This is a genomic window from Chryseobacterium rhizosphaerae (assembly GCF_003385455.1).
In the GTDB taxonomy this organism is placed as follows: Bacteria; Bacteroidota; Bacteroidia; order Flavobacteriales; family Weeksellaceae; genus Chryseobacterium; species Chryseobacterium rhizosphaerae.
On the sequence record NZ_QNUF01000035.1, the window covers coordinates 1 to 10,786 of the forward strand.

Annotated in this window: 9 protein-coding genes; 8 read left to right on the top strand and 1 reads right to left on the bottom strand. The window is 38.2% G+C overall.

Translation table 11 applies throughout. The features are described 5' to 3' along the window. Positions 1–321: 321 nt before the first annotated feature. Positions 322–3,054 (top strand): sodium-translocating pyrophosphatase, encoded by a 2,733-nt coding sequence (locus DRF57_RS20885; protein WP_115920646.1) that lies wholly within the window; start codon positions 322–324, stop codon positions 3,052–3,054. Positions 3,055–3,243: 189 nt separating this feature from the next. Here the strand turns inward: DRF57_RS20885 and DRF57_RS20890 are convergent, their stop codons facing one another. Beyond that, positions 3,244–4,383 carry an aminotransferase class I/II-fold pyridoxal phosphate-dependent enzyme gene (locus DRF57_RS20890; RefSeq protein ID WP_115920648.1) on the bottom strand — a complete coding sequence of 380 codons (1,140 nt, stop codon included), beginning with the start codon at positions 4,381–4,383 and terminating at the stop codon, positions 3,244–3,246. Positions 4,384–4,469: 86 nt separating this feature from the next. On the opposite strand from DRF57_RS20890, the gene DRF57_RS20895 reads away from it, so the two are divergent. From DRF57_RS20895 to DRF57_RS20925, 7 genes are all read left to right on the top strand, one after another. Continuing rightward, a complete protein-coding gene (locus tag DRF57_RS20895; protein WP_115920650.1) occupies positions 4,470–5,504 on the top strand; it encodes a M28 family metallopeptidase in 1,035 nt (344 codons plus the stop codon). A gap of 85 nt (positions 5,505–5,589) precedes the next feature. Beyond that, positions 5,590–6,036 carry a GNAT family N-acetyltransferase gene (locus DRF57_RS20900; RefSeq protein ID WP_228406012.1) on the top strand — a complete coding sequence of 149 codons (447 nt, stop codon included), beginning with the start codon at positions 5,590–5,592 and terminating at the stop codon, positions 6,034–6,036. Continuing rightward, entirely contained in the window at positions 6,036–6,413 is a 378-nt protein-coding gene (locus DRF57_RS20905; protein WP_047496144.1) for a VOC family protein, read from the top strand. Before DRF57_RS20900 ends, DRF57_RS20905 begins: the two co-directional genes overlap by 1 nt. Continuing rightward, the gene (locus tag DRF57_RS20910) at positions 6,410–6,910 is read left to right on the top strand and encodes an endonuclease V (protein ID WP_115920652.1); all 501 of its coding nucleotides are present in this window, start codon (positions 6,410–6,412) and stop codon (positions 6,908–6,910) included. The genes DRF57_RS20905 and DRF57_RS20910 overlap by 4 nt, the downstream gene beginning before the upstream one ends. Positions 6,911–7,074: 164 nt before the next feature. Further along, a complete protein-coding gene (locus DRF57_RS20915; RefSeq protein ID WP_115920654.1) occupies positions 7,075–8,250 on the top strand; it encodes an acetyl-CoA C-acyltransferase in 1,176 nt (391 codons plus the stop codon). A gap of 108 nt (positions 8,251–8,358) precedes the next feature. Then, on the top strand, positions 8,359–9,204 hold the full coding sequence (locus DRF57_RS20920; protein WP_115920656.1) for a leucine-rich repeat domain-containing protein: 846 nt from the start codon (positions 8,359–8,361) through the stop codon (positions 9,202–9,204). Positions 9,205–9,433: 229 nt separating this feature from the next. Beyond that, positions 9,434–10,732, top strand: coding sequence for a T9SS type A sorting domain-containing protein (locus DRF57_RS20925; protein WP_115920658.1), 1,299 nt, complete (start codon positions 9,434–9,436; stop codon positions 10,730–10,732). Positions 10,733–10,786: the final 54 nt, after the last annotated feature.

Genomic DNA, 10,786 nt, shown 5'->3' on the forward strand with positions numbered 1-10,786 from the left:
GTAATAATTTTACAAAATATAGGATGTTAATTCTATAGATAAATTTTGCATCAGTGAAATAAGATATATATTTTTGCAAAACAATTCCCAAACATCGATGAAGAGAGGTTTTTTAATAAAATAATGATTCTGAAAACACAAACGGTTCAACCTCCAAAACAAAGGGTCTCTTTTAAGAGATCTTTTTTGCTTTTTTAGACTTTGCCCCCTTTTATTTTTAAAATTCTTTTACTAAAGACTGTATGACTGTTATTTTTTTTAATGGTTTGATGACAATTATTTATTATATTTAATTTTCTATTACCAAAAAAATATTAAACTATGGATCTATTTATGTTAGTGCCAATTTTTGGTGTCGTGGCTTTGCTTTATACATTTCTTCAGAGTAACTGGGTCAGTAAACAGAATGCCGGAAACGAAAAGATGAAAACAATCAGCGGATATATTGCTGATGGTGCGATGGCTTTCCTAAAGGCCGAGTACAAGATTTTAACCTATTTTGTTATTGTAGTAGCTATTTTACTTGCAGTGATGGGAACCACCAATTCCAATTCACACTGGAGTATAGGAATTGCTTTTGCAGTGGGAGCTGTATTTTCGGCTCTGGCAGGCTTTATAGGGATGAAGATCGCTACAAAAGCTAATGTAAGAACTGCTGAAGCAGCAAGAACCTCACTTTCTAAAGCCCTTAAAGTCTCTTTCACTGGAGGTTCCGTTATGGGAATGGGGGTTGCCGGGCTTGCAGTACTAGGATTAGGGTCGTTATTTCTAATCATTAGACAGATCTTTGCACCGGATGCCGCCGTAGATTCACATGAGATGGAAAGGACAATTGAGATTCTTACCGGTTTTTCTCTGGGCGCAGAATCTATTGCTCTTTTTGCAAGAGTGGGTGGGGGTATTTATACAAAAGCAGCAGATGTAGGGGCTGACCTTGTAGGAAAAGTAGAAGCAGGAATCCCGGAAGATGATCCAAGAAATCCTGCTACCATTGCAGATAATGTAGGTGATAATGTAGGAGATGTGGCGGGAATGGGTGCAGACCTTTTCGGTTCCTATGTAGCCACGGTCTTAGCGACAATGGTGTTAGGAAGAGAAACGATTTCTGACGATTCCTTTGGAGGCTTTGCTCCGATTCTGTTACCCATGCTTATTGCGGGAACAGGAATTATATTTTCAATGATAGGAACTTTATTTGTGAGAATTAATGACAATGAAGGATCATCAACATCGAGTGTACAGAACGCTTTAAATCTGGGGAACTGGGGGAGTATTGTGATTACAGCTATTTCTTCTTATTTCCTGGTTACCTATATTCTTCCCGAAAAAATGATCCTCAGGGGGCATGAATTTACTAAAATGGGAGTGTTTGGAGCCATAATGGTTGGTTTAGTTGTAGGAACCCTGATGAGTATCATTACAGAATATTATACGGCTATGGGTAAAAGACCTGTTTCCAGTATCGTAAGACAGTCTTCTACAGGCCATGCCACCAATATCATCGGTGGACTTTCTGTGGGGATGGAATCAACCCTGCTTCCTATTCTCGTGCTGGCAGGAGGAATTTACGGTTCTTATTTGTGCGCAGGATTGTATGGGGTGGCCATTGCAGCTGCCGGAATGATGGCTACTACTGCAATGCAGCTGGCTATTGATGCTTTCGGGCCTATTGCAGATAATGCAGGCGGTATTGCAGAAATGAGTGAACTTCCCAAAGAAGTTCGCGAGAAAACAGATATTTTGGATGCCGTAGGCAATACGACTGCAGCTACAGGAAAAGGATTTGCTATTGCTTCAGCTGCATTAACGGCTTTAGCCCTGTTTGCAGCCTTTGTAGGAATAGCCGGAATAGATGGTATTGATATCTACAGAGCTGATGTTTTAGCCGGATTATTTGTAGGAGGAATGATTCCTTTTATATTCTCTTCCCTTGCGATTACTGCCGTAGGACAAGCGGCGATGGCAATGGTAGAGGAGGTGAGAAGGCAGTTTCGGGAAATTCCTGGAATTTTAGAAGGAAAAGCACAGCCGGAATATGAAAAATGTGTAGCTATTTCTACAGATGCCTCTATCAGGAAAATGATGCTTCCGGGAGCTATTGCTATTATTTCCCCATTATTGGTCGGATTTATTTTTGGTCCGGAAGTTTTAGGAGGATTTTTAGCCGGTGCTACCGTAAGTGGTGTTTTAATGGGAATGTTTCAGAATAACGCAGGGGGAGCCTGGGATAATGCTAAAAAATCATTCGAAAAAGGAGTGGAAATTAATGGGCAGACTTATTACAAGGGTTCTGAACCTCATAAAGCTTCCGTAACAGGAGATACCGTAGGAGATCCGTTTAAAGATACGTCGGGGCCTTCAATGAATATCCTGATCAAATTAATGTCCATTGTTTCATTGGTCATTGCACCCACATTAGCAGTGTTGCATAAAGATAAAATTGAAGCCAATAGAAAAGCAAAGCTGGAAAGCTTAACCAGGGCGGATATAGATCACGGAGGCAGAAACGGAGTAGATTCAGTATATGTTTCAGCTCCTAAAGAAGTAAAAGGTCATCTTAATGAAAGCGGAGACTTTGTTTATGAAACTGGGGCTATTCAGAAGCTGAATTTAAAAGGAGGAAAAACCATTGCAGTAGGAGAAGGAAGCCAGATCTACCAGTTATATCAATCCATAAAAAAGAATGACCAGTCTATTGTAGATCCTAATAAATGGTATACTATAGAAAACCTTTATTTTGAAACCGGATCAAGTGATCTGAAAGCCGGCTATGAACTGCAACTGAACAATCTGGCGGAAATTTTAAATGCATATCCTGACCTTAAAATCAAGCTGGGAGGTTATACAGATAACAGTGGAAATGAAGAAACTAACCAACGGTTATCTAACCTGAGAGCACAGACTGCAAAACTGAAACTCTTGGAATTGGGAGTGCCTTCAGACAGGATAGAAGCTGAAGGATATGGTTCGCAGCATCCGATTTGTGAAGCGAATGATACCGATGAATGTAAAGCTAAAAACAGAAGAATTGATGTAAGAGTACTTGCTCTTTAAAATTCAATTGAATATAATTAAACACTGCTTCGGCAGTGTTTTTTTTGCTTTATAAACGAGTCAGTTTTAACATATTGAATACGGAAATTGAGGTTGGGTTCTTAGAACATGATGAGCTGGGGTAAATTTGATCATAGCCAGTTTGCAGATCAATGAAATCATTTGTGTAAATCTGCGCTTAATGGAGGATCAAAGGTTTTTTCTCAAATGTTCCAGAGCCTGTATAATCACATCATCTTTTTTTGCAAAACTGAACCTTATATAATCTGAGTTCTGTCTTGAATTGTAAAATGCAGAAAGGGGAAGACAGGCCACTTTCTTCTCAATGGTCAGCCATTTTGAAAAATCCACATCAGACATTGTGCTGGAGACATTTCTGAAGTTGACAACCTGGAAAACACTTCCTTCTGCTTTCTGTTCAACCTGTAATGGAGTATCCCTGATCATCTCGTTGAAAATATCCCTTTTTTTTTGCATCATGCTTTTATTGATATGGGGATCAAATACTTCGAGGTATTTTGCCAGCGCATATTGAGCAGGAGCGTTAGCACTGTAGGAAATATATTGCTGATGGGCTTGGAATAATGCCGTTAATTCCGCGGAACTAATCATATAGCTCACTTTCCATCCTGAGGTATGAAACATTTTACCAAAGGAAAAAATACAGAATGTTCTTTTTTTAAGTTCGGGATGAAGAAACGAACTGTAATGTTCGGCATCATCATAGCAGTATGTATCATAAATTTCCTCTGAAATTAAATAGATTTCCCTGTCCTTTATCAGCGCATATAATTGATTCCAGTCTTCCTTTTTCCATATTTTTCCAGTAGGATTTTGAGGTGAATTGACAATGATAGCCTTCGTTTTTTCTGAAATGCAGTTTTGAAACTTTTCCCAGTTTACAGTGAAATCATTATCAAGATCATAATAAACAGGAATTCCTCCGTTCATCACTACAGAAGGACCATACGTATAATAGGACGGTTGAATAATAATGACTTCATCTCCCTGGTTCAAAGTAGATTTTAGGGCGGTATATAAAGCAAAGGTTGCACATGGTACAATGGTAATTTCTTCTGTTCTCAGTGGGATAGGATTTTCCCGCCTGGTGTTATATGCAACGATATTTTCAATGAGTAGCGGATTGCCTGCAAGAGGCTCATATTGATGATGATCAAGGCCGGCAGATTCTTTTAAAAAGGTTTTCAGCCTTTCATCAATATCGAAATCAGGAAGCCCTAAAGAAAGATCAAAGCTTCCATGCTTTGTGGCAAGTTCAGACATTTCCGTAAAAAAGGAGTAATGAGTGAATCCGTAAATTTTATCCATCAACTTTGCATTTATATCAAATATAATGAAAATAACATTTCATCGTGATTAAATAAAAATTGTTATTTTTAAGAAAATTATTCTTTATGAAAAAACTCCTTATTCCGTTACTGACCATTGTTGTACAGACTGGCTGTAAAACGGCAAATACTTCTAATGAAACACCTACTGCTACTTTTAAGCATGATAAAGCCTTTTCGGCTGCTTATAAGATGATTAATGCAGAGGACTTAAAGAAAAACTTATATGTAATTGCTGCTGATGGAATGGAGGGTAGAGATACAGGGAGTCCCGGGCAGAAAAGAGCGGGAGAGTACATCGTAAGCTATTATAAAAACCTGGGTATTTCCCATCCGAAAGTGCTCAATTCATTTTTCCAGAAGGTTCCGGCAGATTTTATGAAGAAAAGAGGTGGAGGAAACCTTCCCGATTCTGAAAATATTTTGGCTTTTATAGAAGGAAGTGAAAAACCGGAAGAAATTGTTGTGGTTTCTGCTCACTATGACCACGTTGGGACAAAAAACGGTGTTGTGTATAATGGTGCTGATGATGATGGAAGCGGTACTGTTGCAGTGATGGAGATTGCAAAAGCTTTCCAGACAGCTAAAAAGGCGGGTAAAGGTCCTAAAAGATCCGTTTTATTCCTTCATGTCACAGGAGAAGAACACGGACTGTTTGGTTCCGAATACTATTCCCAAAACCCTGTATTCCCATTGGCAAATACCGTAGTAGATCTTAATATCGATATGATAGGACGAGATGATCCTGCCAACAGAGGAAAACAATATGTGTACGTGATTGGTTCTGAAATGCTGAGCTCTCAGCTTAAGGTGATCAATGAAGCGGCCAATAAGAGAACCAATAATCTGGAACTGAACTATAAGTATGATGATTTAAATGATCCTGAACAGTTATATTACCGTTCTGATCACTATAATTTTGCCAAGCATAATATTCCGGTGGCATTTTTCTTTGACGGAATCCATGAAGACTATCATAAGCCGACCGATGATCCTGAAAAGATTGATTACCCACTGTTAGAAAAACGTACCCAGCTGATTTTTACTACTGCCTGGGATATTGCGAACAGAGCAGAAAGAATTGTAGTGGATAAAAAATAACAGATAAGACAGATGATAAAGGCACAGGTATACAAAACGCTTTGTGCCTTTATATATAACCATCATTACAAATAAAATTCATCGAATGAATATGATCATCCGTGAAGCAATTTTAGAAGATATTCCACAAATCCAGACCGTAAGAAATTCTGTGAAAGAGAATACATTGTCAGATCCCGGTTTGGTTACAGACAGAGATTGTGAAGAATTTCTTTTTGAAAGAGGAAAAGGCTGGGTCGCTGAAGAAAATGGAAGAATTACAGGCTTTTCGATTGTTGACCTTAAAGAACATAATATCTGGGCTCTGTTTGTGCATCCCGATTTTGAAAATAAAGGCATCGGAAGAAAGCTCCATGATATAATGCTTGATTGGTATTTCACACAGAAAAAAGATGCTGTCTGGCTGGGAACTTCTCCTGAGACAAGAGCTGAAACATTTTACAGAAAATCAGGTTGGAAAGAAGTCGGAACCCATGGAAAAGGAGAGGTTAAATTTGAAATGAGCTTTCAGAACTGGAAAAATTTAAAATAATGACATCACAACTAAAATCAATCCGACCTTTTATCGGAGCTAAAGATTTTGAAGTAAGCCGTAATTTTTACAGAGATTTGGGATTTGAGGAAGTGGTTCTTGAGCCTAAACTGTCTTTGTTTAGCTTACAGGGGACTTGTTTTTATCTTCAGGATTATTATGCTAAAGAATGGATTGAAAATACAATGATTTTTGTGGAAGTGGCCAATACGGATGAGTTCTGGAAAGAACTTTTAACACTAAATCTTATGGAGAAATATGAAAATATACAGCTTACTCCTGTGAGAACCATGGAATGGGGGAAAGAATGCTTCGTCCATGACCCCTCGGGGATTTTATGGCATTTTGGTGAATTTATTAACGATACAAAGAAATGATTTACGCTTTTGATACCTATTATTATGAGGATTATGCCAATACCGTGTGTATTGCTTTTGAAAAATGGAATTCTGAAAAGGAGGTAGAAATTTATACCGAACAAACCCCTATTACCTCAGAATATGAGAGCGGTGCCTTTTATAAAAGAGAATTGCCGTGCATTCTGAGTTTGCTAAATAAAATCGCATTAAAAAATGGGGATATCATTATTGTTGATGGATATGTTACCCTTGATAATAATGGTAAACTGGGACTGGGAGGATATCTTTATGATGCCTTGGATCAAAAATACCCTATCATCGGAATTGCAAAAAATGAATTTACAACCCCTGATTCTCAAAGAAGGAGTACCTACAGAGGTGAAAGTAAAACAGCACTTTTCCTCACTGCAAAAGGTATGGCCGTGGATGAAGTACAACCTGAAGTGGAACAGATGCATGGGCCTTTCAGAATACCCACTTTATTGAAGAAACTGGACCAACTGAGCCGTTTATAAAAAGCCTTCCCATAATAGAATGGGAATTTTTTTTCATATAATAAAATACCGATTGGTATATTTTGTATATTTGACGAAGTGCTTTTTAAGAATGAGCACTTTAGAAAGATAAAAATTTTTTAACTCAAAATATACTGATCGGTATATTTTTAAAACTATAGCATATGAAAGATGTATTTATTATGGCTGCAAAACGAACTCCCGTTGGTGGATTTATGGGAAGTTTATCCGCATTTACAGCCCCACAGTTAGGAGCAATAGCCATACAGGATGCGTATGAAAGTATATCACTTGCTCCTGAGCATATAGACAGTGTATATATGGGAAATGTATTGAGTGCAGGGGTAGGACAGTCCCCGGCAAGGCAGTCAGCTGTTTTTTCTAAAATTCCGGTAGATAAAGATGCTACAACAATCAATAAAGTCTGTGCTTCCGGAATGAAAGCTGCCATGATCGGGGCTCAGCAGATCCAGCTTGGATTGGAGAATATTGTCATAACAGGTGGAATGGAAAGCATGAGTAATGTCCCTCATTATATGTCTGTGCGTCAGGGGAAAAAACTGGGCGATGCCCTACTTACAGACGGACTGATTAAAGATGGATTATGGGATGTTTACAATGATTTTCATATGGGAAGTGCTGCTGAACTTGGGGTGAAAAAATATGGCCATACCAGACAGCAGCTGGACGATTATGCCCTGTTATCCTATAAGAGAGCACAGGAAGCTTCGGGAAAAGGGAAGTTTAAGAATGAACTGATTGAAATATCAGTGCCAGGAAAAAAAGAGACAATGAAGGTAGATAAAGACGAAGATATTGACAAACTTATTCCTGAGAAGATTTCATTGCTGAAACCTGCTTTTGAAAAAGACGGCCTGTTGACCGCTGCCAATTCCAGCAATCTGAATGATGGTGCTGCCGCTATTTTGTTAGGTTCTTCGAAAGCCCTGGAAATTCATGGAATAAGTCCATTGGCCAAAATTATAGCATATGCCGATGCCGCACAATCTCCGGAATGGTTTACCACTTCTCCTTCCATTGCTGTTCATAAAGTACTGAAACAGTCCGGACTCAGTCTTTCTGATATAGATTATCTGGAAATCAATGAAGCCTATTCATCTGTTATTTTATCTAACCAGCAGATTTTAGGGTATGACCTGGACAGGGTAAATGTATATGGAGGAGCCGTTGCATTAGGTCACCCGATAGGAGCTTCGGGAGCAAGGATTATTGCAACTCTGGTCAATGTATTACGCCAGGAAGGAGGAAGGTATGGTATTGCTGCTATCTGTAATGGCGGCGGGGGAGCTTCAGCTATTCTTATTGAAAATATGAGTTAAAAAAATAAATTTACAGAAGATAATAATGTAAATTGTGTAACAAAATATAAGGGTATGATGGAGGAGGAGATCCCCGGTTTGTATGGCCATATAAAAAAGTATTGGAAGATGATTCCGACACATCATACAAGGGCTTATTCTGTTGATAAGGGAATTGCTGACATAAAAACAGTTAAAATATTAACAATCAGTAAGTCCTCACAAAACTGGAAAGATATTTTTAACTGTCCGGAGTTGGAAGAGCTGCATCTTGACCAGCCCAGTCATGAACAGGTTCAGGCTGTCAGTAACTTCATACAGCTTAAAAGACTGAGAATAAAAGAATATCGGGCGAAGGACCTTGCATTCATGAAAAATCTGGTTCATCTGGAGGAAGTAGCTCTTGAATATGTTTCAGGGTTTTCTGATCTTTCTCCATTACAGTATCTTCCGAATCTAAGCTCCCTCCATCTCGAAAACCTCAGGAAAATTTCTGATTTCGGAGGACTAAAAGGAATTAAAAGGCTAAAGTATTTGCTTATCGACGGAACATTAGACTGGAAGCAGCCTATAGATAACTTTAGTTTCCTGGAGGAACTTCCTGATCTTGAAATCCTGAGTCTTATGTTTGTCATAAGCAGGGCTGCATTTCCGGCTTTTCTTCCAGCTTTACAGCTTAAAAATATACTTGAAATAAGAATTCCTGCCGGTATTGTAACCACCGAGGAATATGCATTCTTAGACGCTGCATTACCCCATGTAAAAAAAGGATATCAAAATGAAGCTTCCTGGCCGCTGTACTCAATGAGGGCAGTGGGAGAGCAGGAATATGCAATCTTACTCGGAAAAGGAGAAGGAAAAGTGAAACTTAACCGGTCTGATGCAAAGGATGCTATAGAAGACTATCAAAAGAAGTACGAATTGTACAGACAAAAATCACTGGAGATTATCAAAAATTACTACAAAATGCAGTAGATCGGTTGAAAAATATAGGATGAAGGGTAAAATCTGAATTTTCATTTACAAAGATAAATTTCCATTTCTTCAAAATAAGTGTTTGGTTGTTATTCAATTAATCAATTAATTTTTAAGTTAAAGAGTTGATTTTCTCTCAAATATTGATAAACTGACAAATGTCATTACGTTCTTATTTTTATTGATTCTAAATAAATATAAATTTGTCTCATTCAAAATTAAGAATTCAATGAAAAAAATAACTACTCTTTCTGCTGTCATTCTCTTTTCATTGATGGAGGCACAATATTGTACTCCTTCATTTCAGTACGGGGCAGACAGCAACATGATTACCCATGTTAATTTTGGAAGTATTAATAATACCTCTCCGTTTCAATCGGGATCAACACCTACTTATGAAGATTTTACATCCATGTCTACTGATCTTCAGGCAGGGAATAGCTATCCTATAGCTATAAAAGGTCCTTCGGGAACATTTCCCAGTGATGTAGTTGTTTTTATTGATTTCAATAACAATGGAAGCTTTAATGATGCAGGGGAAAGTTTTTATATCGGAAGATTAACAGAAGCTACACCTTTCAATGCTTTAACTATCAACGGAACCATTACAGTTCCTGCGAATGCTGCAAACGGTACTACTAGAATGAGAGTGCTTAAAAACAGCAGTGTAGCAGCTTATTCGGATCCTAATGCTGCAAGCTCGATCAGTACGGCTTGTGATGCCGCCTTAAGATCCGGGCAGGCAGAAGATTATACCGTTGTTATTTCAGGGAATAATATCGTATTCCCGTCCCCTTATTGTGGTACTGAAAATGTGACCACTTCTACAGTGAGCGAAATAAGTAAGGTGGAATTTGCAGGAATCACCAATTCCAGTCCTATTGACGGAAATTCTGAGCTTTTGGAAAATTTCACAGGCTCCGTTTTTAGTGTTAACCGTGGAGAGACCTATCCTATAACGGTTACAGGAGGTACTCACGGGCAGATTACCGTGTCAGCGTATGCGTATATCGACTTTAATCATAATAATATCTTTGATACTGATGAAAAGTTTAACCTGGGATATTTAGATAATTCCAGTCCTGTTTCCACTACAGAATCTGGTGTTACCTCAGAAAATATCACGATTCCGACTACAGCATTATTAGGAGCTACACGCTTCAGATTGGTAAAAGCTTATGAATCCAGCTCGTCGATGGGTACATTGGAAAATTTACCATGTCCTTCAGGTTGGTTTATAGGACAGGCAGAAGACTATACCATTGATATACAGCCCGCCAATCTTTCCACGAAAGAGACAATGGCAGACTCTTCTGTGAAAATATATCCTAATCCTACAACAGGTTCAGTGATTGTAAAAGCAGCAAAGGGACTTGAAAAATACGAAGTTTATAATGTCTCAGGACAAAAACTTACGGAAGGCAATACTGCCAGTATCAACTTAGATAGCTTTGTACCAGGGATTTATTTTATTAAAATCCAGACTAAAGATAAGAAAGTAATCACTGAAAAGATGATTAAAAAATAAACACATATCTAATCATATCCATATCAATTTTTGTTTTTTGACCGGCAGATTCTT

What these genes read in the sequence shown, in the direction of transcription:
- DRF57_RS20885 (WP_115920646.1), top strand. Translation starts at nt 322, where the DNA reads ATGGATCTATTTATGTTAGTGCCAATTTTTGGTGTCGTGGCTTTGCTT.
- DRF57_RS20890 (WP_115920648.1), bottom strand. Translation starts at nt 4,383, where the DNA reads ATGGATAAAATTTACGGATTCACTCATTACTCCTTTTTTACGGAAATG.
- DRF57_RS20895 (WP_115920650.1), top strand. Translation starts at nt 4,470, where the DNA reads ATGAAAAAACTCCTTATTCCGTTACTGACCATTGTTGTACAGACTGGC.
- DRF57_RS20900 (WP_228406012.1), top strand. Translation starts at nt 5,590, where the DNA reads ATGAATATGATCATCCGTGAAGCAATTTTAGAAGATATTCCACAAATC.
- DRF57_RS20905 (WP_047496144.1), top strand. Translation starts at nt 6,036, where the DNA reads ATGACATCACAACTAAAATCAATCCGACCTTTTATCGGAGCTAAAGAT.
- DRF57_RS20910 (WP_115920652.1), top strand. Translation starts at nt 6,410, where the DNA reads ATGATTTACGCTTTTGATACCTATTATTATGAGGATTATGCCAATACC.
- DRF57_RS20915 (WP_115920654.1), top strand. Translation starts at nt 7,075, where the DNA reads ATGAAAGATGTATTTATTATGGCTGCAAAACGAACTCCCGTTGGTGGA.
- DRF57_RS20920 (WP_115920656.1), top strand. Translation starts at nt 8,359, where the DNA reads ATGATTCCGACACATCATACAAGGGCTTATTCTGTTGATAAGGGAATT.
- DRF57_RS20925 (WP_115920658.1), top strand. Translation starts at nt 9,434, where the DNA reads ATGAAAAAAATAACTACTCTTTCTGCTGTCATTCTCTTTTCATTGATG.